The following is a 23,578-nucleotide window of genomic DNA, read 5'->3' on the forward strand; positions in this document are numbered from 1 at the left end:
GCTCCTACGTTGGGGTTCCGATGTGGTCGTGTTCCCTCTCCCGCGCTCGGTTGGCCCCGCCCGCCCTCGCGTGGGATCTGTGCGCCTGCAGGGAGAAGCAGCCACCACCTCCCCCCCCCCCCCCCGCGCACCTGCTCCACCGCCTCGGGCTTGGTGAGCGCGGGACGCTCCGGCTCGCCGAACCGGGCGACCAGCCGCCGCACGTCCGGGTCGCCCATGTCGAGCCGGCCGCGGATGACGTGGGCGCAGGCGAGCAATCGCGCGGTCGCGTCGTCCCTGCCCTGCGCGTCGCGGATGATCGCGAGCAGCTCGGTCACGCCCGCCAGGTCCGGCATGTCCGCGCGGTCCGCCGTCGTCCCGATCGCCACCGCCACGAACGCCGCGGCCTCGGCCAACCTGCCCTCGGCCATCGAGACGCGCGCGTCGAGCGTCGACGCCCATTCCGCGACGAACGACCCGAGCGTCGACGCCGCCGTCGCGCGTTCCTTGAACGAGGTGCTCAGCGCACGGGCCTCCGCGACCCGGCCCGCGCGCAGCACGACCTCGGCCTTCGCGTAGTCGAGCATGATCGACAGCTGGTCGTTGCCGATGTCGCGGACGAACTGCTCCGCCGCGGCGATCTCGCGCTCGGCCGCCGCGTGGTCGCCCATCCGCGAGTACTCCACGGCGAGCCGCCAGCGCTGCTGCACGGCGTCGTCCTGCGACCGCAGCTCCGTCGCCACCGCGAGACCCCGTTCGTAGAGGTCGATCGCCGCCTGGTTGTCGCCGGTGTGCGAGACGAACGCGGCCTTCATGCCGAGCGTCATCGCCGAGCCCCACCGGTCGCCGATGGCCGCGAACTGGTCGTACGCGCGGTCGCGGGCCTGTTCGGCGCCGTCGAGGTCACCGTCCTCGACGAGCATGAAGCTCAACGCCCACTCCGCGCCCGCCCGTGCCCACGGGTCGCCGCTCTCCGCCGCCCGCTTCACCTCGCGCCGCCCCAGCTCGTGGTTCTGGCTGAGGAACGCGAGCATCGGCAACGCGATCGCGAGCGACGGGTACTTCTCCACCGCGCCGGACGCGACGCAGTCCTCGATGACGGCGGCCGCCTCCTGCCGGTCCGTGACGCCGGGCACCGCGGCCATGATCAGCTGCATCGCCCGGAACGTCGAGTGGCGGTCGACCGGCAGCCGGTCGCCGAACGCCAGCACGTCGCGCACCGACACCTCGGCGCGTTCGTTGTCGCCCTTGACCAGCCAGTACCAGAACACGCCGCCGAGCAGGTCGGCCGCGAGCTCGATCTCGTCGTCGTCGACCGCCCCGCGCAACGCCGCGATGATGTTGTCCTGCTCCGCCTCGTAGACCTCGATCGCCTCGATCTGCCGAGCGGTGCGGGTGAGCGGCTCCCACCGCTCGGTGAGGTCGCGGTAGTAGCGCCGGAACCGGCCCAGGACCTCGGCCTTCTCGCCGGAGGCGTCGAGCTGCTCGTCGGCGTAGACGCGGATCGTCTCCAGCATCCGGTAGCGCGGCTCGCCCTCGATCTCGATGACGTCCACGATGGACTTCTCGACCAGCGACGTGAGCACGTACAACGCGTCCGGCAGGCAGACCGCCTCGATCGCGGCCAGGTCGGCGCCGGCGGGGAACACCGCGAGCCGGCGGGCGAGCCGCAGCTCCTCCTCGGTCAGCAGGTCCCAGCTCCACTCGACGACCGCGCGCAACGTCCGCTGCCGCGGCAGTGCCGTGCGGCTGCCCGAGGTGAGCAGCCGGAACCGGTCGTCGAGGCGCTGGGTGATCTGCCGGACCGTCATCGACCGCAGCCGCGCCGCCGCCAGCTCCAGCGCGAGCGGCATGCCGTCGAGCCTGCGGCAGATCAGCTTCACGTCGTCCACAGTGGACTCGTCGAGCCGGAACCCCGGCTTCACCGCGATCGCCCGGTCGAGGAACAGCCGCACGGCGCCGAACCCGGACACGTCCGCCTGGCCGTTCGGCACGGCGAGCGGGCCGATCGGGCACAACGACTCGCCGTCGATCGCGAGGGGTTCCCTGCTGGTCGCGAGCACGCGGAGGTTCGGGATGCGGCGCAGCAGCTCGGTCGTGAACTCGGCCGCCGCGCCGATGAGGTGCTCGCAGTTGTCCAGCACCAGCAACGACTCCCCGGCGCCGAGCACCTCGGCGATGCGGTTCATGCCCTCACTCGCCCGCCGCATCGGGTCGCCGGTGAACGTCACCTCGAACGCGCTGAGCACCGCACCGGCCAGGTCCTCGGCGGCCCGGATGCCGGCCAGCGCCGCGAACCACACCCGGCCCTTGCCGTGCAGCGGATGCCGTGCCGCGACCTCGGTGGCGAGCCGCGTCTTGCCGGCACCACCCGGCCCGACCAGCGTCACGAGCCGCGCCTGCCCGAGCAGCCCGCCGATCTCCGCCAGCTCGTCGTCCCGCCCGACGAAGCTCGTGAGCCGCACCGGCAGCCGGTCCACCACCGGCCGCGGCCCGAGCTCGCCGCGCAACGCCGCGAGGTGCACGTCCTGCAGCTCCTGCGACGGATCCACACCCAGCTCGTCGGCGAGCCGTCCCCGCACCTCGGCGTAGACGTGCAACGCGTCGGACTGCCTGCCCTGCGCGCACAACGCCCGCATCAGCAACCCGGCCAGCCGCTCCCGCAACGGGTGCTTCTCGTGCATCGCGGTGAGCGCGGCGACGTCCAGCTCCCCGGTCCGGAACCGGTCCTCCTCGGCCGCGAGCCGCGCCTCGTCCCACCGCGCCGCCGCGACGTCGGCGAACGGCGCCTCCCGCACGTCGGCGAGCGCCTCACCCCGCCACAACGCGAGCGCCTCGTCGAGCCGCCCGGCGGCCCGCAACCGTTCGAACCGGAACACGTCGACGTCCTCGGCGGAGATCCCGAGCCGGTAGCCGCCGGGCTCGAGCGCCACGGGACAGACCTTGCGCAGCCGCGACACCAGCGACTGCAGCGCGTTCGACGCGTCCGCGGGCGGCTGCGCACCCCACAGGTCGTCGATCAGCGTCCCGGTCGGCACGGGCCGGCCGGGGTCGAGCGCGAGGCGGGCCAGGAGCATGCGGACGCGGGCACCACCGATGTCGACCGGTGTGCCCTCGTCGGTCTCCACGACCGTCGGACCCAGCAATGCCACGCGCACGGGTCCAGTTTCCCAGATCGCGAGAGACGATCAGACCGGAACGCGCCGCCGGTGGCGGGAACCACGGGTGCGGCCGGTCACCGGCGGCGCGACCAGCCGGTCAGGCCGGTCGCCACCCCAGCTCCGGCCCCAGCTTCGTCGCGATGTCCGTCAGGATCTGCACGTAGTCCGCGTGCTCGAAGCTGAATGGCAGCGCGAACGCCACCTCGTCGACCTCCTGGAACCCGAGGTGCGCGTACAACTGCTCGGCGATCTCCGCGGAGGTGCCGATGATGTCGCGCGCGAACATCATCCGCCGCGGCCCGATCGGTGCGGCGATGCGCGGCGTGCGGTGGTCCACGTAGGCCTGGTACTTCGCGCGCTGCTCCGGCGTGGCCGAGTCGGTGGGGATCACGACCAGGCCCTGCGACACGCGCCCGCCGCCCGCCTCGCGGAACGCCTGGATGTTCGCCAGCTGCGACTCGGCGAAGTCCTCGGTCTGCTCGGCCTGGATCACGTTGCTGGTCAGCAGGTTCATCCCGTGCTGCCCGGCCCAGGTGGCCGAGCGCACGCTGCCGCCGCCGTACCACATGCGTTCGCGCAGGCCCGCCGCGTGCGGCTGGACCCGGTCCGACCACACCTCGATGCCCTCGACACCGCTGAACGACGCGACCTTCTCGCCGCCGATGAAGTCCAGCAGCCGCTGCACCCGGTCGTAGCTGAAGTTCTCGACGTCGGCGGTCTCCGGGTAGAGAGCGCCCTTCACGTCGTCCCAGTGGATCGGCGGCCCGACGCTGACGCCGGGGTTCAGCCGCCCGCCGGACAGCACGTCGACCGTGGCGAGGTCCTCCGCCAGGCGCAGCGGGTTCTCCCAGCCGAGCGGGATGACGGCGGTGCCGAGCGCGATCCTGCTGGTCCGCTGGCTGGCGGCGGCCAGGACGGCGACCGGGGACGAGATGCCGAACTGCAGGTGCCGGTGCCGCACCCAGGCGCTGTCGAACCCGAGGTCCTCGCCCAGCGCGATGACGTCCAGCGTGGACCGGTGGCCCGCACCGGGGTCGTTCTCGTCGAACAGCCCGATGGTGAGAAAACCCAGCTTCCGCAACGGCACTGACTTCCGCGGCACGGACCCCTCCTCGGTCGAGACTTCGGTGCCGAGTTTAGGTGACGTCTCAACTATGTCCAGATGGTGGAACCGGGGTTCAGTGCGGTCGCGTTGAGCCGTGCGAGTTCCAGCGTGGTCGCCAGTGCGGTCGGGTTCCAGCGGTGGTGGGTGTGCGAGTTCCAGCGTGGTTGCCTTTGGTGGTTCCGTGCCTGTTCCAGCGTGGGCGTGCACCTCGGACGAAAGACTGGGTTCATCGCCGCTCCGCGACGATTGCGATTGGGGCTTGACTTCGGGGCCCTTGCGAGGCGCTCAGTCGGCCGGAAAAGGCCGGATGCTTCGCACCCGGCCGATCCCATCAAGGGGTAGCACCTCGCACCCAAAGTCAAGCCCCAATCGCAAAACCACGAGTGGGTGCACCGCTACCCATCTGGGCAAGGTCTGCACTGCTCGCCTTCGGCATCGCTTGAAAGTGCGGTGGTTGTTCCGGCTCGCCTTCGGCATCGCGTACGCCAGCGCTCGCCCGCGCCCAGTCGCGTCGAAAACTCACCAGTGGCCCGCCCGTGGGCCCCTGGCCGGGCTCTGGAACAGCACCGATCACCTCTCGTCCCACTGCGACCGCGTGTGCAACGCATCGAGCACGACCGTGATCGCCGCACGAGAGTCCCGCCGCACCGCGGCCGTGATCCTCCGAGTCACCGGCAGCTCCTTCGTCACGACGTCGAACCGCCGGTCCACGGCCAGCGCGGGCAGCACGGCGACCGCCAGACCGGCCTCGACGTGCTGGAGCGTCAGCATGTAGTTGCTGAACCGGCCGACCACCCTGGGCTCGAACCCGGCCTGCCGGCACAGGCGCGTCGCGAGGGCCGCCATGTAGGAGCCGGGCACGTCGAACGCCCACGGCTCGTCGGCGCAGGCCGCCAGGTCGTTCTTGGGGTGGCCCGGTGGCGAGAGCAGCACGATCGGGTCCTCGCCCAGGGGCACGACGTCGATGTCCCTCGGGACCGGGAGCTCGACGAAGTCGGTGGTCGTGATGATCACGTCGACCTCGCCCGCGAGCAGTGCGGGCATGCTGGCGTGCGGTTCGAGCTCGACGATCTCCACGTCGAGGTGCGGGTGGTCGAGCGACTGGATGGCGGGCACGGCGAGCGTGTGGACCGAGCTCTGGAACGCGCCCAGCCGGATGCGTCCGGACGGCTCGTCGTTCAGGCCGCGCAGCTCGGCCTCGACCGCCTCCATCTGGTCGAGGATCGACCGCGCGCGCCTGGCGAGGATCAGCCCGGCCGACGTGAGCCGGACGCGCCGCCCGGTTCGTTCGATCAGCTGCGTGCGCGTCTCGGTCTCCAGCACCGCGAGCTGCTGCGACACGCTCGACGCGCTCAGGTTCGCGGCCTGCGCCACGGCCCGCACGGTGCCCAGCGCGTCGAGCTGGCTGAGCAGGCGCAGCCTCCACGGGTTCAGCGTCATGCTGTGCAGTATTTCCGAACAGCGAGCGTGGCATTGTGAGATGGACCTGACGCTCGGCGGGTCCTAGCTTCGAGGACATGGACACCTTCTGGGACGACGTCGACCGCCACCTGGTCCGCTACGGCGGGACGTTCACGCGCGAGATCATCGACAGCGCGTCGGGGAGCTTCCTGTTCACCGAGGACGGCCGCCGGGTCCTGGACTTCACGTCCGGCCAGATGAGCGCCATCCTCGGCCACTCGCACCCGCGCATCGTCGAGACCGTGCAGCGGCAGATCGCGAACCTCGACCACCTGTTCAGCGGCATGCTCAGCCGCCCGGTCGTCGATCTCGCCCGGCGGCTGGCCGAGACGCTGCCGCCGTCGTTGTCCAAGGTCCAGCTGCTGACGACCGGCGCCGAGTCGAACGAGGCCGCGCTGCGCATGGCCAAGCTCGTCACCGGCAAGCACGAGGTGGTGGCGTTCGCCCGCTCGTGGCACGGCATGACCGGCGCCGCGGCGTCGGCGACCTACAGCGCTGGCCGCAAGGGCTACGGGCCCGGCGTGCCGGGCAACTTCGCGATCCCCGCGCCGGCCGGCGACTGGCAGGCCCAGCTCGACCTGGCGTTCGAGATGATCGACGCGCAGTCGGTGGGCTCGCTGGCGGCCTGCATCGTCGAGCCGATCCTGTCGTCCGGTGGCATCCTCGAACCGCCGATCGGCTACTTCGCGGCGTTGCAGCGGAAGTGCCGCGAGCGCGGGATGCTGCTCGTCTTCGACGAGGCGCAGACCGGCCTGTGCCGCACCGGCACGTGGTACGCGTTCGAGCGCGACGGCGTGGTCCCGGACATCCTGACCCTGTCGAAGACCCTCGGCGCCGGCCTGCCGCTGGCCGCGATCGTCACCTCGGCGGAGATCGAGGAGGAGGCGCACGCCCGCGGCTACCTGTTCTTCACCACGCACGTGTCGGACCCGCTCGTCGCCGCGGTCGGCAACACGGTGCTCGACGTGCTGGCCGAGGAACGGCTGGACGAGCGCGCGGCCAAGCTCGGCACCTTCCTGCGCACCGGGCTGGAGGACATCGCCGGCCGCCACTCGCTGGTGTCGGACGTGCGCGGCCGCGGGTTGCTCGTCGGGCTGGAGATCGCGGACGAGTCGCTGTCCGCGCCGATCACCCGGAAGTGCCTGGAGCTCGGGCTGCACATGAACATCGTGCAGATCCCGGGGATGGGCGGGGTGTTCCGGATCGCGCCGCCGCTGACCGCGACGGAGGAGGAGCTGGCGCTGGGGCTCGGCATCCTGGACGAGGCGATCGCCGCCGCCTGACCACTTGGCCATCCGCCTCGGCCGGGCGGTCGAGGCAGGAGGCCGGTCGCGCTCCTACGATCGGTCGAGTGGGGGAACGCCGCAGTCCGTTGATCATCGCCACCGTCGTCGCGTGCGCCGTCGTCGTCGCGGCCACCGGGAGGGTCGCCGGTTTCGACCGGTCGCTGTTCCTCGGCGGTCAGGGCGTGGGCGTCACGCCGTTCGACGACCCGGCCTACACGGTCGTGGAGACCGTGGCCGTGCTCGTTCTCGTGTTCCTGCACGCCAGGCGCTCACCGGCGATCGTGGCGGTGCCGTCGCTCCTGGCCCTCGTGCTCGTCCTCGAACACGCCGGGTTCCACCGCCTCACCACGCCGTTCACCCGCTCCTACGTCATGCTGCTGATGGCGACGTTGTGCCTCGTCGTGGCCGCCGCCGGACTGCTGGTCCGGGTGCGGGCGCGGTCGCGGGTGGCGCTGGCGGCGGCCGCGGAGGAACGGGCCCGGCGCGACGAACGCCTCGACATGGCCCGCGAGCTGCACGACGTGGTGGCGCACCACGTCACCGGGATGCTGGTGCAGGCGCAGGCCGCGCTCGTTGTGGCGGAGCAGGACAAGGACCAGGCCTGCGCGATGCTCCCGGGCATCGTGGCGGGCGGGACGGACGCGTTGGAGACGATGAGCGCGATGGTCAGGACGTTGCGGGACAACGGGACCGCGACCGCCACCGCCGACCTCGCCGCGGACCTGCGCGAGCTCGTGGCGAAGTCCGGTCTGCCGGTGCGGGCGAGCATCGAGCTGTCGTCGGACGTGCGGCCGGAGCTCGGCCGGTCGGTCCTGCGGATCGTGCAGGAGGCGCTGACCAACGCCCGCAAGCACGCCTTCGACGCGACGAGCGTGGAGGTGGACGTGCGGCTGACCGCGGACGCCGTGCTGCTGTCCGTTGTGGACAACGGCAGGGCGCGGCCCTCGCACTCCGGAGGCTTCGGCCTGGTGGGCATGCGGGAACGGGCGCACGAGCTGGGCGGGCGGTTCTTCGCCGGTGCCACCGGGGAGGGCTGGCTCGTCACCGCCGAGCTGCCGCGGGAGGTGCGCGCGTGATCTCCGTGCTCATCGCCGAGGACCAGGACATGGTGCGCGCCGGGTTCCGGCTGATCCTGGAGGCGCAGCCCGACATCAGCGTGGTGGCCGACGTGCCGGACGGGATCAGCGCGGTCGAGCGCGCCCGGTCGCTGGAGCCGCAGGTGTGCCTGGTGGACGTGCGGATGCCGGGCCTCGACGGCCTGGAGGTCACCCGGCGGCTCGCGCCGCACACCCGTGTCGTGGTCGTGACGACGTTCGACAGCGACGAGGTGCTGAACAAGGCGCTGGACCTCGGCGCGTGCGGGTTCCTCACGAAGGACGCGAGCCCCGGACTGCTGGCGGAGGCCGTGCGGTCGGCGGCACGCGGCGACGTGCTGGTGTCTCCCCAGGTGGTGCTGCGGGTGCTGCGCCGGTCGACCCCACCGGTCGCCTCCGCGGACGCCGCCGCGTTGACCGACCGTGAGCTGGAGGTCGTGCGGCTCGTCGCGAAAGGGTTGAGCAACAACGAGATCGCGGCCGCGCTGAAGGTGTCCGTGTCGTCGGTGAAGGCCTACCTGGCGTCGGTGCAGGCCAAGGTCGGGGCGCGCAACCGGGTCGAGATCGTCGCGTGGGCGTTCCGCGCGCACGTGGTGGCCGGATGACCACGGCCGTCCGGCCAGACGCACCGCCGCGGCTGTCCTGGTGGCCATGATCTTCGTGCCGTCCGGCCGATCTGGCGGCAGCCCGGTCCGCAGCAGTGTTGCGCACTGTGAGAAACCTCTGGGGCGCAACGGTTGCCGTGCTGCTGGTGTGGGTCGTCGCGCGGAGCTCCGGCACCGGCGTGATCGACCTCCGCGTCTACCTCGCGGGTGGCGAGGCCTGGCTGGCGGGCACCGACCTGTACACGGCGGACTTCCACGGCTACCGAGGTCTGCCGTTCACCTACCCGCCGTTCGCCGCGATGCTGTTCAGCGTTCTGACGGTGGTGCCACTGGCTGTGGCGGCACTGCTGTTCACGGTGGTGGGCATCGGCCTCTTCACGGCCGCGGCGCGCACGTGGGCGGGGTACGGCGTGATCGCGCTGTGCCTGCTGCTCGAACCCCTGCGCGTCACTCTCGACCTGGGGCAGGTCAACCTGGTGCTGCTCGGCCTGGTCGCCGCCGACTGCCTGCTGCCGCGCCCGTTCTGGCCGCGCGGGCTGCTCGTCGGTCTGGCCGCCGCGATCAAGCTGACGCCGGCGGTCTTCGTGCTGTTCTTCCTGTGCCGCGGCCGGTGGAAGCCCGCACTGACCGCGGTGGCCACGTTCACGGTGTGCGGCCTGCTCGCGCCGGGGCAGGCCGAGGGGTTCTGGCTGCACGCGATGCTGGACCCCGGACGCGTCGGCGGCCTCGCCTACGGCTCCAACCAGTCGTTGCGCGGCTTGCTGGTCCGGCTCGGCGCACCCGAGCCCGTGTGGTTCGTCGCGGTGGCCGTCGTGCTCGCGCTGACGGTCGTGGTGCTGCCCCGGCTGCGTGACGACCTGACGGCACTGGTGGCGACCGCCGCGGCCGGGTTGCTGGTCTCGCCGGTGTCCTGGTCGCACCACTGGGTGTGGATCGCGCCGGCGTTGGTGCTGCTGCGCGGCAAGGTGCGCATCGCGGTGGCGGCGGTGTTCGCCGTCGGCCCGCACTGGCTGCTGCCGACGGCGGGGGACCGGGAGCTGGAGTGGACCTGGTGGCAGCACGTCGTCGGCAACACGTACGTGTGGCTGGCGCTCGCGTTCCTCGGCTGGTGCGCCGTGCGGGTGGGGCAGAGGTGGTGGAACGGGGCTCCCGCCCGGATCCCCGTTCCACCACCGGCCTAACGGGCGAACTGGAACCAGTTCACGTTCGCCAGGTCGCCTCCGCTGCCGCCGGTCGCCACCAGGTACAGCCGGTGCACGCCTGTCGCACCACTTGCCGCAGCGGTCCGGCTGGTCCACGTCTGCCAGCCGCCGGTGCCCGCCGCCGACACGGTGGCGACCAGCGGACCGGTCGGACTGTCCAGCCGGTACTGCAGCGTGCCGTTCGCCGTCGACCCGGAGGCGAGCCGCGTGGTCACCGAGGTCGGTGGCGTGGCGCCGAAGTCGACGTCCGCGTAGGCCACGTAGTCGCCCGGCGTCAGGTAGCCGACGTTCTGCCCGCAGCCCGAGTCGGTGCACCGCTCGACCTGTGTGCCGCGCTGCTCGTCGTAGTAGGAGGCACCGATGATGTTGTACGGGTTCTGCGTGGCCGGGAACTGCGTGCCGAAGCCGTACGGGAACAGCGGCGTCTTGCCGTCGCCGACGTTGATCGGCTGCTGCGAGGCGCTCTGCATCCAGGTGAACGGGAGCGTGCCGGTCGGCTTGTAGTCGCCGAAGAGCACGTCCGCCACGCCGTTGCCCTCGGTGCCGGGCAGCCAGGCGGCGACGAGCGCGTGCCAGCCGGAGAGCTGGGCCGCGATGTCCAGCGGGCGGCCGGAGACGAGCACGACGACGACCGGGACACCGGTGGCGCGCAGGGTGCTCAGGGTCGCCAGGTCCTCGGCGTCCAGGCCCATGCCGCCGGGCCGGTCGCCCGCGCCCTCGGTGTACGGCGTCTCGCCGACGACCGCGATGGCCGCCTGGTAGGTGCCGTCGATGCCCGTGCCGTTGCGGTTGTAGGTCACCGTGGTGGACGACGAGACGGCGGAGCGGATGCCCTGCAGCACCGTGGTTCCGGGCGTCACGGCGCCGCTGCCGCCCTGCCACGAGATGGTCCAGCCGCCGCTCTGGTATCCGATGTCGTCCGCGCTCTTGCCCGCCACGAACAGCTTCGACGAGGTCTTGGACAGCGGCAGGACGCCGTTCTGGTTCTTCAGCAGCACCTGCGACTTCTGCACCGCCTCACGTGCCAGCGCCCGGTGCGCCGCGTTGCCGACGGTCGAGGTGTACGAGCGGTCCGTCAGAGGCTTCTCGAACAGGCCCAGCTCGAACTTCTTGGTCAGGATGCGGCGGTTGGCGTCGTCGATGCGCGACATCGGCACCCGGCCCGCCAGCACCTCGGCCTTGAGCAGCGTGATGAACGAGCGCCACTCGGTCGGCACCATGATCATGTCGAGGCCGGCGTTGATCGACGCGCGCACCTCGGCGGCGGTGAAGCCGGGCTGGCCGTCGATCTGGTCGATCGCGTTCCAGTCCGACACGACGAGACCGCCGAAGCCCAGCTCGCCCTTGAGCACGTCGGTGATCAGGTACTGGTGGCCGTGCAGCTTCGTGCCGTTCCAGCTGCTGTAGGTGATCATCACCGAGCCGACGCCGCGGGCCACGGCCTCGCGGAACGGCGGCAGGTGGACCGCCCGCAGCTCGGCCTCGGTGAGCTGGGTGTCGCCCTGGTCGTCGCCGTCGGTCGTGCCACCGTCGCCGATGTAGTGCTTGGCGGTGGCGAGGACGGAACCGGAGTCGGAGAGCTTCGACCCCTGCAGACCGGTGATCATCGTGGCCATCGACGTCGCGTTCTCCGGCGTCTCGCCGAACGACTCGTAGGTGCGGCCCCAGCGGTCGTTGCGCGCGACGCACAGGCACGGCGCGAAGTCCCAGTCGATGCCGGTGCCCGACACCTCCTCCGCCGTGGCGCGGCCGATCCGCTGCACCAGCGCCGGGTCGTGCGCCGCGCCGAGGCCGATGTTGTGCGGGAAGATCGTGGCGCCGACGACGTTGTTGTGCCCGTGCACGGCGTCCACGCCGTAGATCATCGGGATGCCCAGCGGCGTGGACAATGCGGCCTGCTGGAAGCCGTCGTACATGCTCGCCCACGACGTGGCGTTGTTGGGCGAGGGCGCCGACCCGCCGCCGGACAGCAGCGACCCGATGCGGTAGGTGACCAGGTCGGCGTTGCTGACCGCGTTGCGCTCGGCCTGCGTCATCTGCCCGACCTTCTCGTCGAGCGACATGCGGCTCAGCAGGTCCGCGACCCGGGCCGGGACAGGCTGCGACGGGTCTTTGTAGATCGGGTCGGCCGCCGCGGCGGCACCGGTGGGAACTGCGGCGGCCGTCAGCAGGAGCACGGCCGCGAGGAGCTTTCTCATGGAGCAGACCTCCGCAGGACGAGGTCCTGTTCACCTTGCGGCACAACAGGGTTCGCCGAGCGTAGCCCGCGTCGGGAAAGTGGTGTAGACCAAAGGGGAACCGGTATCGGGACCGGTTCCCCCTACGGCGTCATCGGCACCAGGACTGCACGGTCTCGGCGAAGTCCGGGAACTCCGCCCGCGCCGCCGCGAGCACCTCCGCCGGCGTGCGCGGCTCGATCCCGGAGTGCTTCTCGGCGACCGCGCGCAACTCCGCGTGCGGCACCCCGCCGTCCGCCCCGTACTCCACGGCCTCCAGCGGCCCGATCCCGCCGGCCAGCAGCCACAGGTACTCGCCCAGGCTCGTCGCCACGACCCCGACCTCGCCCTCGGAGCCGAAGAACACCACCGGCTGCGCGGCCAACGGCCGCGGTCGCACCAGCCACAACGCCGCCAGCCCGCCGGTCCCGTCCTGCCCGAACACCCGGAACTCGGCGCCGTCGAGCTCCTTGTTGCCGGTCCACGACCGGATCCAGTCCGCCGTCTCCTCTGCGGAGTCGAACTCCTGGTAGGGCTCGTAGTCCATGTTGCCGGGCGAGGCCTCGTCGGCCTCCTCGTCGTACTCCCACGGGAAGTCGATGCCGCTCAGCGCGGTGAGCGCGGCGGGGAAGGCGCGGTCGTCGGTGATCTCCACCCGCGCAAGGTACGCGACCCCGGTCAGTTCGCCGGGTCGAAACGCAGGACCGAGGGCGTGCGGTCCGGGAACCCCAGCCGCAGCAGGCCCATCCCGAGCCCGGCGAGCCCGCTGAGCAGGCCCGGCGTCGGCACCTGGCCCGGCGTGACGCACCTCGGCCCGTGGCGGCCGAGCTCGGCCAGCACCTCGTCCGTGCGGCGGTGCCGGGTCGCCGCGGACCAGCCGTCGACCGACACGTCCGCGTGGCCGAGCTTGCCGTGGCACAGCGAGAGGTCCTCGTCGGTCCACGCGGACGCGCCGTGCGGGCACCACTGCACGGGACCGGTGGGGCCGTCCGGGAAGTGCTCGGCCAGCTCGCGGGCGTAGGAGCTGCCCACCTCGGCGTCCAGTGCGCGCATGGCCGACGCCAGACCGTGCTCGGGCGCGGCGACCTCGGCCGCCAGATCGGCCAGGCGGACGGTGGTGCGGGCCCACCGGGCGACCTGCTCGTCGTCCAGCAGCCGCGCGATCCTGGCCAGCGCGTAGCCGATGCCCGCGAAGCCGGTCAGACCGCCGGAACCCACCTCGGCGATCAGCTCGTCGTTGTCCTGCAAGGCCGCCAGGAACTCGGGCACGTCGGTCAGGGCCCGGCGCGCGACGCCGGTGTAGCGGTGGTCGCCGGTGATCCGGCCGAGCTGCGCCAGGAACAGCGCCACGCCCGGGTAGCCGTGCGCGAGGCCCGGCCCCATCGGCAGCACCAGCCACCGGGCGCCGCCGGCCGGTTCCAGGCCGATCCAGTTGACCCGGCCGGTGCCGCAGCCCAGCGCGATGATCCGGTCGGCGATGGCGCACGTCGTCGAGAGCACGTCGTCGGTCGCCCAGGCCTGCCGGTTCCGGACGACACCGATCGTGGCGGGCAGGCGGGTGGCCAGGGACGCGGCGATCACCCACTCCTGGTCGGCGCGGTCGGCCTCGTCGAAGGCGGCCAGGCACGTCAGCGCGTCCTCCAGGCCGGACGTGGCGAGCACGCCGGGCAGCCTGCCCCTGGCCGACTCCAGGTCGCGGCCGTCCGCGCGGGCGGTGAACAGCGGCACGTCGCCCGCGTCGAGCTCGGCGGCCTCCGCCGGGGCCAGTGCGGGCAGCAACGCGGCGCACGCGTGCTCGAGCGTCTCGAACCTGGTGTCCGCGTCGCGCATCATCGCCGGGCGGCGGGCGGTGGCGAGGAGCTGGGCATAACGGGCGGCCGGGCGGGGCACGATCCGCACCGGCAGCGCGCCGCACGTGGTCAGCACGCGGGCGAACTCCTCGCGGTGGAAGCCGATCGCGTCGTAGGTCTGGCGGAACCCGGCCAGCACCGCGTCCGTGTGAGCGGCGGCCTCGACCGGACGTCCGCGCCACGTCGGGCGGTTGGCGGCGCCGGGTGTGTGCTCCGGTCTCAGCACCGCGCGCATGGCGTCGGTGCCGGTGTCGAGCCAGTGCGTGGTGGTGCCGGAGGTCTGCTGGCCCGCGTCGCCGCCCACCGCGGAGAGGTCGACGAGGCCGTGCCGGCCGGCGAGGGCGGGCAGGATGCCGGTCCGCGCCACCGACCGGTCGAGCGCGACGGCCGCGGGATCGGCCGGCGTGCCGGGAAGTCCTGGCCGGAACAGGGTTTCCACGTCGATGAGCAACGGCTGGTCGGCGCGCGTGATCAGGTTCTCGTGGTGCATGTCGGTGGCGCGCACCAGGTGCAGCACCGCCAGCAGCCCGCCCAGCCGCCGGAAGTACGGGCCGGCGTCCCCGGTCGGCAGGGGAGCGGGCTCGACGAACTCCGTCCAGCCGTGGTCGTCACCGGCGACGGCCCCCACCGTCGCGAGGTCGAGGTCCACCAGGTGGTTCACCAGCTCGACCACCCGCGCCAGCGCCAGGTGCGCGTCGACACCGCGCGGCTTGTAGACCACGCGCTGACCGTCCGCCAGCCACAGCACCGAGGTTGCGCGGCCGCCCTGGTGCCGGTCGCCGCGAGGTTCGACGTCGACGAGCGCGGCCTTGGCGCCGAGCACCGTCCCGCTCAGGCGTTCCTGGTCGGCCGCGTACCGGGTGGCGATCTCCACGACCACCTCGACGGTGGTGTCGCGCTCGGCGTCCAGCTCCCGCACGAGCACGGGGTAGGGCCCGAAGTGGCGCCGGGCCAGGAAGTGCTCGAACCGCTCGTGCCCGTTCTCGCCCAGCAGACCGGTCGCGCGCGAGAGCTCGTGCACCAGGACCGGCGCCGCGAGCCGGGTGAGGCGCGACGTGAGGCGTTCGGCGCAGGCGTCGACCAGAGCGGACGACGTGACTGCGGTGTCGGGCAAGGAGGAGAGCCCTTTCCGCAGGTCGGCTCTGGCCGCGTCCACCCACGGGGTGACGACGCGCGCGAACACGTCGGTGGGCAAGGGTGTGACACGACGGCCGGCCTGCATGACAACAGCGTGACAGCGTCCCGTCCCGCTCGTGATTCGCCCACTGCATAAGGCCCCAACCGGTCGAAGCCGGACGTGTTCGCCGACTCGTTCGAGCAGGTCGCGCCCCGGTCTCGGGCGTCTCGTCCCCAAAGGTGGTGAGATCGGACGTATGGTCGGCTACCGGTTCGACGCCGGCAAGGTGCCGTTCGACCACCACATGATCGACGCCGACGGCGTGCGCATCCGTTGTGCGGTAGGAGGAGCCGGGCCGCCGGTCCTGCTCCTGCACGGCTACCCGCAGACTCACGTGATCTGGCATCACGTGGCGCCGCTCCTGGCCGAACACCACACGGTCGTCGCCGCGGACCTGCGCGGCTACGGCGACAGCGACAAACCCGTGCCCGGCCAGGACGACGCCGAGTACTCCAAGCGCGCGATGGCCCGCGACCAGCTGCTCGTCATGCGGGCACTGGGGTTCGACCGGTTCGCGGTGGCGGGCCACGACCGCGGCGGCCGGGTCGGGCACCGGCTGGCCCTGGACGCGCCGGAGGCCGTGGAGGCGGTGGCGGTGCTGGACATCGTGCCGACCCGCCACACGTTCGAGCACGCGGACGAGGACTTCGGCCTGAGCTACTTCCACTGGTTCTTCCTGGCCGCGGGCGACGGCATCCCGGAGCACCTCATCGGCGCCGACCCGCGGTTCTGGGTCACCACCAGGATGAACGCCCGCCACCACGGCGGGACGGCGTTCGACCCGGCCGCCGTCGAGGAGTACGTCCGCTGCTTCTCCGACCCGGCCGCGATCGCCGCGTCCTGTTCGGACTACCGCGCGGCGGCCGGCATCGACCTGGAGCACGACAGCGAGGGCAAGCGCCGTTGCTCGCGTTGTGGGGCGAGCACAGCTTCGTGGGCCGCCACTACGACGTCCTCGACGTGTAGCGGGGATATGCCCGCGACGTGCGCGGCCGGGCTCTGCCGTGCGACCACTACCTGCCCGAGGAACGGCCTGAGGAGGTAGCGGCCGCGCTTGTCGAGTTCTTCGATCGTTAGATCGCGAGCTTCTGGTACGGCGCGCGGTCGAGGTCGTAGACCTCCAGCGTGAGCTTCGTCGGCAGGCCCTCGACGGGCTTGAGGTGCTCCCGCACGAGGCCGATCGTCACCCGCCCCACCTCCTGCTTGAGCTCGACGGGCCGCCCGGTCAGCAGCCCGACCCGCACGTGCACCATGGCCGCGGGCGCGCCGTCGCCGATCACGCTCTCCTCGATCGTCCGGAAGCGCGTCTTGAAGTCGCCGACCTCGGAGCTGACCAGTGGTGCGAGGGCGTGGTGCACGGCCAGCGCGAAGCCGCGGCGGTCGAACCCCTCGGCCAGCTCGGCGGAGTACTCGACGGTGATCTGTGGCATGACCTCACGCTACCGGCGGCGTCACGACCAGCAGCTCGCTGCGCCGCCGCAGCCGGAACCCGAGCTTCTCGTAGAGCCGGACCGCGCCGGTGTTGGACTCGAGCACGTGCAGGAACGGCGTCTCGCCGCGCTCCCGGATGCCGTGCGCCACCGCGAGCAGCAACCGCGTGCCGAGGCGTTGCCCGGCGGCGTCCGGGTGCGTGCAGACGGCGCTGACCTCGGTGAAGCCGGGCACGCGCAGTCGTTCGCCCGCCATCGCCACCAGCCGCCCGTCGCGCTTGACGCCCAGGTAGGTCCCCATCTCGACGGTGCGCGCCAGGAACGGGCCCGGCTTGGTGAGCTCGGTGAGCGCGATCATCTCCGGCACGTCCGCGGCGGTCAGGCGGACCGCCTCCTCGTCGGGCGCGGCAGCGATCCCGTCGTCGACGTACTGCAGCAACGGGACCTCGACCTCGACGTGCCAGCCCCGCGGCGGCTCGGCCGGGCGGGACAGCGCGGCCCTGGGCGTCAGGGCTGCGAGGTCGGCCCAGTCCGCGTCGGTGGGGTCGTCGGGCAGGGCGGTGAACGGCGACACGTCGGGCTGGTAGCGCAGCGCTCCGCCCTTCCGCTCGGCGAAGTGCGCGTGCGGTCCGGTCAGCGCCGAGCGGACCACGTTGTCCAGCACGCTCATGCCAGCGGCTCCAGGAGCCGGCGCGGCGTGGTGAGCTGCGCGGAGACGGGGTCGGGGGTGCCGTCGGCGGGGACGAAACCGGGGCCGGGTTCGGTGCGGATGTCGGGCACCGCGACGGACTCGCCGCACACGCGGCACCGGCCCTCGCGGTTGATCAGGCCGTCGTCGGCGTCGTGCCGGAACGTGCGCTTGGGGCCGTCGGGCGAGTAGTGCGCGTCGCCCCAGACCATCATCGCCCGCATGATCGGCAGCAGCTCCAGGCCCTTGGGCGTGAGCTGGTACTCGCCGTCGACGTGCTCCAGCACCCCCTCCTGCACGAGGAACCTCAGCCGGGTGGTCAGGACGGCGCGCGGGATGCCGAGCTGGGTGGCGAAGTCGCCGAACCGGCGGACCCCGAAGAAGGCGTCGCGCACGATCAGCAACGTCCACCGCTCGCCGACGATCTCCAGCGCTCGGGCGAGCGAGCAGTTGCGGTCCGCGTAGGTGCTGGGCAGTGCCATGGCGACCACTGTAGTTCATTCATTGAACTGGCGTGCTACGGTCCGTCTGGTTCAATGAATGAACTCGCATCGGAAGGGTTGCTGCCGTGTACCAGTTCCTCGTGTCCTTCACCGTCCGGCCGGAGCGCCGCGACGACTTCGTGCGGGTGGCCCGCCGGACCGCCCGCGAGTCCCTCGCGCACGAGCCGGGCTCGCTGCGGTTCGAGGTCATCGCCGACGAGCAGGACCCGGACCTCTTCTACCTCAACGAGGTCTACGCCGACCTCGACGCGTTCACCGCGCACGCGACCGGCCCGTACTTCGGCGCCTTCTTCGCCGAGGCCACCGAGTACGCCGAGGGACCGACGTGGCTCATGAAGGGCACCCTCGTCGGAGGTGCGGCATGACGGACGACCGGCTCTTCCTGGTCACCGCGGCCGCCGGCAAGACCGGCACGGGCGCCGTCGAGGCCCTGCTGGACAGGGGACACCGCGTCCGCGCCGCCGTCCGCCGGGAGGACGAGCGGTCCCGGCGGCTGGCCGCGGCCGGTGCCGAGGTCGTCGTGGCCGACCTGCTCGACCTCGACGACGTGACGCGGCTCGTGCGGGGCGTGTCCGGCGCGTACTTCTGCTACCCGATCCGCGAGGGCCTGCTCGACGCGACCGTCCACTTCGCGCAGGCCGCCACGGAGGCGGGCGTGCGGTCGGTGGTGGCCATGTCGCAGATCTCGGCCCGCCGCGAGGCGCGCAGCCACGCCGCCCGGCAGCACTGGCTGGCCGAACGGCTGCTGGACCGGACCGGGCTGCTGACCACCCACCTGCGGCCGACGCTGTTCGCGGAGTGGCTGACGACGTGGTGGGACCGCCACGACGGCGAAGGGCACCTGCGGCTGCCGTTCGGCGACGGCCGGCACGCCCCGATCACGGCGGCGGACCAGTCGCGCGTGATCGCCGCGCTGCTGCACGATCCCGAACCGCACGACCGCGCCGCCTACGCCCTGCACGGCCCGGTCGAGATGAACCACCACGAGATCGCGGGCGCCATCTCGGGCGTCCTCGGGATCCCCGTGCACTACGAGCCGATCAGCGTGGAGGAGTTCTCCGCCACCCTGGTGGACCGCGGCTTCCCGCCGCACCTCGTCCAGCACCTGGGGCACATCGCGGTCGACTACCGCAACGGCGTCTTCGCCGGGACGAACGACGTCGTCGAGACCATCACCGGCCGCGCGCCGACGTCGGTCGAAGAGTTCGTGCTCGCCAACAAGTCCGCTTTCGACGGCGAAGGGGTGTCATGACCGAACCACGCACGCGCACCGTGAGCTGGAGCGACCCACGGGCGACCGCCGCGGTGGCGCGGGAACGCGACGGCCTGGACTTCCTGCGGGCCGTCGCCGCGGGCGAGGTGCCGCCCCCGCCCGTCGCCGCGCTGCTGGGCGCTCGGCTCGTGTCCGCGGAGAAGGGCGAGGTCGTCTTCGAGCTGGACCCCGGGGAGCACCACTACAACCCGATCGGCTCGGTGCACGGCGGGGTCTTCGCGACCCTGCTGGACTCGGCCGCCGGCTGCGCGGTCCACTCGCTGCTCGAAGCGGGCACCGGCTACACGAGCCTCGACCTGGCCGTGCGCTTCCTCCGTCCGATCACGACGGACACCGGCACCGTCACCTGCACGGGAACCGTGGCACACCAGGGCCGCCGGACCGCGCTCGCCGAGGCGCGCCTCACCGACCGCGACGGCCGCCTGCTCGCCACCGCGTCGAGCACCTGCCTGGTCCAGCGGAAGGAGCGGGGTTGATCCTCGTCACCGGCGCCACCGGCCGGCACGGCGGTACCGGCGCCCACGTCGTGCGGCGGCTGCGCGAGGAGGGGCACGACGTCCGCGTGCTGGCCCGCACCCGCGGCGAGCGCACCGAAGCGCTGGAGGCACTGGGCGCCGAGGTGGTGCTCGGCGACCTGCGGGACCGGCGCGGCATCGTGCCCGCGCTGGCAGGCGTCGGCCAGGTGTACCTCACCTACCCGATCGACGCCGGTGTCGTCCCGGCCGCCGCGAACTACGCCGCCGCTGTGCGGGAGGCGGAGGTCTCGCCGCGCACGGTCGTGATGTCGATGGGACCGGCGCAGCCGCACCACCCCAGCGCCCGCGGCCGCGACCAGTGGCTCGCCGAGGAGGTCCTGCGCTGGGCAGGGCTCGACCTGCTCGTCCTGCGGGTCGCGGCGGCGTTCCACGAGAACGTACCCGCCCTGCACGGGAGGTCGGTCGAGGAGGAGGGCGTGATCCGCAACTGCTTCGGCGACGGTCCGGTCGCGTGGATCAACGGCCGGGACGCCGGCGAGCTCGCGGTGGCCGCGCTGCTGGACCCGGGGAGGTTCGACGGCCCGATCTGCTCCCCGCCGGGCGTGGAAGAGCTGACGCACCACGACATCGCGGCGATCCTCACCGAGGAGCTGGGCAGGCCGGTGGAGTTCACGCCGGTGTCCGAGGAGGAGTGGCGGCGCGAGCTCGTCGGACTGTCCGACGTGGTCGACGTCGTCAACCCGGAGATGGCCGCGCACATCACCGCCGTGGCCGCGGTGGTCGCGCGGAACGGGCCGGCCCGCGGCGCCGACCCGGTGGCGTTGCGGCGGTTGATCGGCCGGGAGCCGACGACGTTCCGGGAGTTCGTCCGCGCGAGCCGCTGACCCGGCGGCACGGGTTCAGGTCGCCGGACTGCCCACCGGCTCCGCGAGCCGCGTCCGGAGCTGCTCGGCCTCGGGCGCGCCGAGCTCGTCGAACACCGCGCACGCGGCACGCCACCGCTCGGCCGCCGCGGTGGGGTCGCCGGCGGCGTGGTGCAGGTCGCCGAGGCCGGCGAGCGCGCGGGCCTGCTCGTACCGGTCGCCGGTGGAGGTGGCCAGCGCGAGCGCCTCGCGGTGGTGGCGTTCGGCTCGGTCCGGCTGGTCCAGGGCCGTGCAGGCGGCGGCGATCCCGTTCAGCGCCTGGGCTTCCTGGAACCGTTCGCCGATCCTGCGGTCCAGCTCCAGCGCTCGCTGGAACGTGCGCAGGGCGCGGAAGTGCTGGTCCGTCCGCAGGTGGAGGTCGCCGAGGAAACCGAGGACGGCGGCCTCGCTCGCCAGGTCGCCGGACGCGTGGTGGACGGCGAGCGCGCGCCCGGCGTGGCGGTGGGCCACCCAGTGGTTGCCGAGCCGGGTGTGCAGGACGGTGAGGTTGCCGGACACGAAGGCCTCGCCCTGGTGGTCGCCCAGCTCGCGGCAGAGCACGGCGGCCCGCCAGAGCGACCGCGCCGCCTCGCGGTGCTGGCCCAGCAGCGCCCGCACCAGGCCGAGGTTGCTGTGCTCGGTGGCCTCCAGCACCCGGTCGCCCAGCAGGACGCTCAGCTCCAGCGCGCGCCGGTGGCAGGTGAGCGCGTCGCGGTAGTGGCCCAGGCGCAGCCGCACGAAACCGAGGTTGGCGAGCACGAGCGCCTCACCCGCCCGGTCGCCCAGGTCGCGCACGATCAGCAACGACCGCTGGTAGTGCTCGCCCGCCTCGCGGTGGCGGCCGAGCCTGCCGAACACACTGGCGAGGTTGTTGGTCGTCATCGCCTCACCGGTGCGGTCCCCGGTCCGCCTGCGCAGTGCCAGCGCCGCGTCGAAGTGCTCGATCGCCTCCGCGTAGAGGCCGAGCTGGTGGCACACGCTGCCGAGACTGTTCAGCGCGGAGGCGATGGCCGCCGGGTCGTCGGCCCGGCGAGCGGCGTCCAGCGCGTGCTGGTTGACGGTCCGCGCCTCCGCCAGGTGGCGGCCGGTGTCCAAATAGGACCGCAACGGCTTGGCGAGCGCGATGGCCTGGGCATCACGGCCGTTCGCCGCGCAATGCACCACGGCGGCGACGAGGTTCGCGCGTTCGGTGTTGAGCCAACGGGCCGCGTGCTCCGGCGACAGGGACGACGACGCCGAGTCCGTGGAATGCCCGAGTCGCAACACGGACTCCGCGGCGGTGGCGGCGCGGACGTAGTAGTCGAACAACGCGGTCAGAGCGGCTTCCGGCTCATGCGGCAGACGCCGGCCGTACGCGCGCAACAGGTCGTGGATCCGGTACCGGCCCGCGTCCCGCTGCACCAGGTGTGCGCGGCAGAGCCGGCTGAGCGCACGCGCGGTCTCCGCCGGGGTCAGGTCCAGCGGTGCGGCGGCCGCGTGGTCGTCGAAGTCGGCGCCCGGCAGCCACGAGAGCAGGCCGAACGCCCGTGCCTCCACCGGGGTCAGCGCCTGGTACGACCAGTCGAACACGGCCGTGACGGCGGTGCGCGGGTCGCCGCCCGCGTCCAGCTCGTCCAGGCCGCGCTGCCGGTCCGCCAGCGCCACCGCCAGATCGGTGAGCGCGTCCCCGGACTGCGCGGCGAGCTCCGCGGCGACGCGCAACGCCAGCGGCAGCCCGGCACACCGGTCGGCCAGCGCGGCGATGCCCTCGCGGTCACCGACGAGCCTGCGCAGCAACGCCCGCGCCTCGCCGGACGGCATCGGGTCCAGCCGCACGCGGCGCGCGCCGTCCCTGGCGACCAGACCGGCGAGGTCGTCGCGGCTCGTCACGACGACCAGGCAGCCCGCGCCGCCCGGCAGCAGCGGCCGCACCTGGTCCGCGGCGCGGGCGTTGTCGAGCACGACCAGCATCCGCCGGTCCGCGAGCAGCGTCCGGTACCGGCCGGACAGCTCCGCGGTCCCGCGCCCGGCGTCGCGGTCGCCGAGGACCCGCAGGAACCCGGCGAGCACCTGGTCGGGCGCCACCGGCGGTTCCGGCCCGTAGCCGCGCAGGTCGGCGTAGAGGCAGCCGTCGGGGAACCGGCCCCTGGCCCGGTGCGCCCAGCGCACGGCCAGCGCGGTCTTGCCGACCCCCGCGGTGCCGACGACCGCGACGACCGCCGGCCCCGCCGGTTCGTCCAGCGCGTCCAGGTGCTCCTGCCTGCCCACGAACGGCTCCGCGTCCGGCGGCAGCTGCCACGGGACGGGCGCCGCCGGCCGCACCGGAGCGGCGAGCCCGGGGTCGCCGCGCAGGATCCGCTCGTGCAGCCGCACGACCTCCTGGCCGGGTCCGGTCCCGAGCTCCGCGCGCAGCACCTGCCGCAGCCGGTCGTACGCCCGCGTCGCCTCGCCCGGCTGCCCGGCGCGGTAGAGCGCGAGCATGAGCTGGCCCCACAACCGCTCCCGCAGCTCGTACCGGCCGGTGAGCTCGCGCAGCTCGGCGGCGAGACCGGGGTGCCCGCCCAGCTCCAGCCGGGCCTGGACGCGGTCCTCGATCACGTCGACGCGCCGTTCCTCCAGCATCCTGGCCGTCGGGGCGACCAGCTCCGGCACGGGCACCCCGTCGAGCACCGGGCCCCGCCACAGGTTCCCCGCGGCGGTCAGCCGGTCGATCGCCTGCTCGTGGTCGCCGCGCAGCAGGAGGTCCCTGCCCGTCGCGGCGAGCGCCGTGAACGCGAGCAGGTCCAGCTCGTCCGGCCCGGCGACGAGCCGGTAGCCGCCGCCGCTGGTCTCGATGCGCGGTGGCCCGTCGCCGTCCGCGTGCAGCAGCCGCCGCAGGTCGCTGACGTACGACCGCAGGTTGACCGGTGCCGACCGCGGCGGGCGCCCGTTCCAGAGCGCGTCGACGATCCGCTCGGCCGGCACGAAGGTGTTGGCCCGCAACGCGAGCACGCCGAGCAGGACCCTCGCCATCCGCCGTCCCGGCTGGACGGGTCCGCGCTCGGTGACGATCTCGACCGGTCCGAGCACCCGCAGCTCCACGCACACTCCCGCTTGGTCGGCGCAGTGAGCCTACGGTCGGCGAAGCCGGTCGTACGCACCCAATCGGAGTGAAAGCGGCCGAGACGTACACATGTCCGTGTACGTGGCCG

19 protein-coding genes and 1 pseudogene are annotated in these 23,578 nt (G+C 72.9%); 9 read left to right on the forward strand and 11 right to left on the reverse strand.

What is annotated here, in order from left to right; genetic code table 11:
* The 3 genes from ACFWV3_RS01390 to ACFWV3_RS01400 all read right to left on the reverse strand — a co-directional run.
* The coding region (locus ACFWV3_RS01390) for a BTAD domain-containing putative transcriptional regulator (protein ID WP_382406948.1) at window positions 1-3,137 on the reverse strand (3,137 nt) is incomplete at its 3' end.
* A gap of 100 nt (window positions 3,138-3,237) precedes the next feature.
* Complete coding sequence (locus ACFWV3_RS01395) at window positions 3,238-4,242, reverse strand: LLM class flavin-dependent oxidoreductase (RefSeq protein WP_382406950.1); 1,005 nt, start codon at window positions 4,240-4,242, stop codon at window positions 3,238-3,240.
* Window positions 4,243-4,815: 573 nt separating this feature from the next.
* Window positions 4,816-5,685 (reverse strand): LysR substrate-binding domain-containing protein, encoded by an 870-nt coding sequence (locus tag ACFWV3_RS01400; RefSeq protein WP_382406952.1) that lies wholly within the window; start codon window positions 5,683-5,685, stop codon window positions 4,816-4,818.
* A gap of 77 nt (window positions 5,686-5,762) precedes the next feature.
* Here ACFWV3_RS01400 and ACFWV3_RS01405 point away from each other — a divergent pair, with 77 nt between their 5' ends.
* The 4 genes from ACFWV3_RS01405 to ACFWV3_RS01420 all read left to right on the forward strand — a co-directional run bounded on the left by ACFWV3_RS01405 (window position 5,763) and on the right by ACFWV3_RS01420 (window position 9,872).
* Window positions 5,763-6,989 carry an aspartate aminotransferase family protein gene (locus ACFWV3_RS01405; RefSeq protein ID WP_382406954.1) on the forward strand — a complete coding sequence of 409 codons (1,227 nt, stop codon included), beginning with the start codon at window positions 5,763-5,765 and terminating at the stop codon, window positions 6,987-6,989.
* Between the two features lie 68 nt (window positions 6,990-7,057).
* Window positions 7,058-8,068 (forward strand): sensor histidine kinase, encoded by a 1,011-nt coding sequence (locus tag ACFWV3_RS01410; protein WP_382406956.1) that lies wholly within the window; start codon window positions 7,058-7,060, stop codon window positions 8,066-8,068.
* A complete protein-coding gene (locus ACFWV3_RS01415) occupies window positions 8,065-8,691 on the forward strand; it encodes a response regulator (RefSeq protein WP_382406958.1) in 627 nt (208 codons plus the stop codon). Before ACFWV3_RS01410 ends, ACFWV3_RS01415 begins: the two co-directional genes overlap by 4 nt.
* Before the next feature lie 107 nt (window positions 8,692-8,798).
* Window positions 8,799-9,872: a glycosyltransferase 87 family protein gene (locus ACFWV3_RS01420; RefSeq protein ID WP_382406960.1), complete on the forward strand. Its 1,074-nt coding sequence runs from the start codon at window positions 8,799-8,801 to the stop codon at window positions 9,870-9,872.
* Here ACFWV3_RS01420 and ACFWV3_RS01425 read toward each other — a convergent pair.
* The 4 genes and pseudogenes from ACFWV3_RS01425 to ACFWV3_RS01440 form a co-directional block, all read right to left on the reverse strand.
* Window positions 9,869-10,258: a carbohydrate-binding protein gene (locus ACFWV3_RS01425; RefSeq protein WP_382408124.1), complete on the reverse strand. Its 390-nt coding sequence runs from the start codon at window positions 10,256-10,258 to the stop codon at window positions 9,869-9,871. The two genes, ACFWV3_RS01420 and ACFWV3_RS01425, sit on opposite strands and share 4 nt — an antisense overlap.
* A 24-nt stretch (window positions 10,259-10,282) precedes the next feature.
* Window positions 10,283-12,091: pseudogene (locus tag ACFWV3_RS01430) on the reverse strand (glycoside hydrolase family 3 protein); the annotation flags it as partial.
* A 130-nt stretch (window positions 12,092-12,221) separates the two neighbouring features.
* Window positions 12,222-12,764, reverse strand: coding sequence for an SMI1/KNR4 family protein (locus ACFWV3_RS01435; protein ID WP_382406962.1), 543 nt, complete (start codon window positions 12,762-12,764; stop codon window positions 12,222-12,224).
* Window positions 12,765-12,787: 23 nt separating this feature from the next.
* Window positions 12,788-15,154, reverse strand: a complete 2,367-nt coding sequence (locus ACFWV3_RS01440) for a type 2 lanthipeptide synthetase LanM family protein (RefSeq protein ID WP_382406964.1) — start codon at window positions 15,152-15,154, stop codon at window positions 12,788-12,790.
* 178 nt (window positions 15,155-15,332) lie between these two features.
* Here ACFWV3_RS01440 and ACFWV3_RS01445 point away from each other — a divergent pair, with 178 nt between their 5' ends.
* Window positions 15,333-16,181 (forward strand): alpha/beta fold hydrolase, encoded by an 849-nt coding sequence (locus ACFWV3_RS01445; protein ID WP_382406966.1) that lies wholly within the window; start codon window positions 15,333-15,335, stop codon window positions 16,179-16,181.
* A 28-nt stretch (window positions 16,182-16,209) separates the two neighbouring features.
* On the opposite strand, the gene ACFWV3_RS01450 is transcribed toward ACFWV3_RS01445, so the two are convergent.
* From ACFWV3_RS01450 to ACFWV3_RS01460, 3 genes are read right to left on the reverse strand one after another with little or no spacing between them, the layout of a single operon-like run.
* Window positions 16,210-16,566 (reverse strand): 5-carboxymethyl-2-hydroxymuconate Delta-isomerase, encoded by a 357-nt coding sequence (locus ACFWV3_RS01450; protein WP_382406968.1) that lies wholly within the window; start codon window positions 16,564-16,566, stop codon window positions 16,210-16,212.
* 4 nt (window positions 16,567-16,570) lie between these two features.
* A complete protein-coding gene (locus ACFWV3_RS01455) occupies window positions 16,571-17,236 on the reverse strand; it encodes a GNAT family N-acetyltransferase (protein WP_382406970.1) in 666 nt (221 codons plus the stop codon).
* Window positions 17,233-17,736 carry a winged helix-turn-helix transcriptional regulator gene (locus ACFWV3_RS01460; protein WP_382406972.1) on the reverse strand — a complete coding sequence of 168 codons (504 nt, stop codon included), beginning with the start codon at window positions 17,734-17,736 and terminating at the stop codon, window positions 17,233-17,235. Before ACFWV3_RS01460 ends, ACFWV3_RS01455 begins: the two co-directional genes overlap by 4 nt.
* Window positions 17,737-17,822: 86 nt before the next feature.
* On the opposite strand from ACFWV3_RS01460, the gene ACFWV3_RS01465 reads away from it, so the two are divergent.
* From ACFWV3_RS01465 to ACFWV3_RS01480, 4 genes are read left to right on the forward strand one after another with little or no spacing between them, the layout of a single operon-like run.
* Window positions 17,823-18,122 carry a putative quinol monooxygenase gene (locus ACFWV3_RS01465; RefSeq protein ID WP_382406974.1) on the forward strand — a complete coding sequence of 100 codons (300 nt, stop codon included), beginning with the start codon at window positions 17,823-17,825 and terminating at the stop codon, window positions 18,120-18,122.
* Entirely contained in the window at window positions 18,119-19,009 is an 891-nt protein-coding gene (locus ACFWV3_RS01470) for an NAD(P)H-binding protein (protein ID WP_382406976.1), read from the forward strand. Before ACFWV3_RS01465 ends, ACFWV3_RS01470 begins: the two co-directional genes overlap by 4 nt.
* A complete protein-coding gene (locus tag ACFWV3_RS01475) occupies window positions 19,006-19,506 on the forward strand; it encodes a PaaI family thioesterase (RefSeq protein ID WP_382406980.1) in 501 nt (166 codons plus the stop codon). The genes ACFWV3_RS01470 and ACFWV3_RS01475 overlap by 4 nt, the downstream gene beginning before the upstream one ends.
* The gene (locus ACFWV3_RS01480; protein WP_382406982.1) at window positions 19,503-20,390 is read left to right on the forward strand and encodes an NmrA family NAD(P)-binding protein; all 888 of its coding nucleotides are present in this window, start codon (window positions 19,503-19,505) and stop codon (window positions 20,388-20,390) included. The genes ACFWV3_RS01475 and ACFWV3_RS01480 overlap by 4 nt, the downstream gene beginning before the upstream one ends.
* Before the next feature lie 15 nt (window positions 20,391-20,405).
* On the opposite strand, the gene ACFWV3_RS01485 is transcribed toward ACFWV3_RS01480, so the two are convergent.
* Window positions 20,406-23,468, reverse strand: coding sequence for a tetratricopeptide repeat protein (locus tag ACFWV3_RS01485; RefSeq protein WP_382406984.1), 3,063 nt, complete (start codon window positions 23,466-23,468; stop codon window positions 20,406-20,408).
* Window positions 23,469-23,578: the final 110 nt, after the last annotated feature.

Origin of the sequence: Lentzea sp. NPDC059081 (assembly GCF_042738015.1) — a bacterium.
In the GTDB taxonomy this organism is placed as follows: domain Bacteria; phylum Actinomycetota; class Actinomycetes; order Mycobacteriales; family Pseudonocardiaceae; genus Lentzea.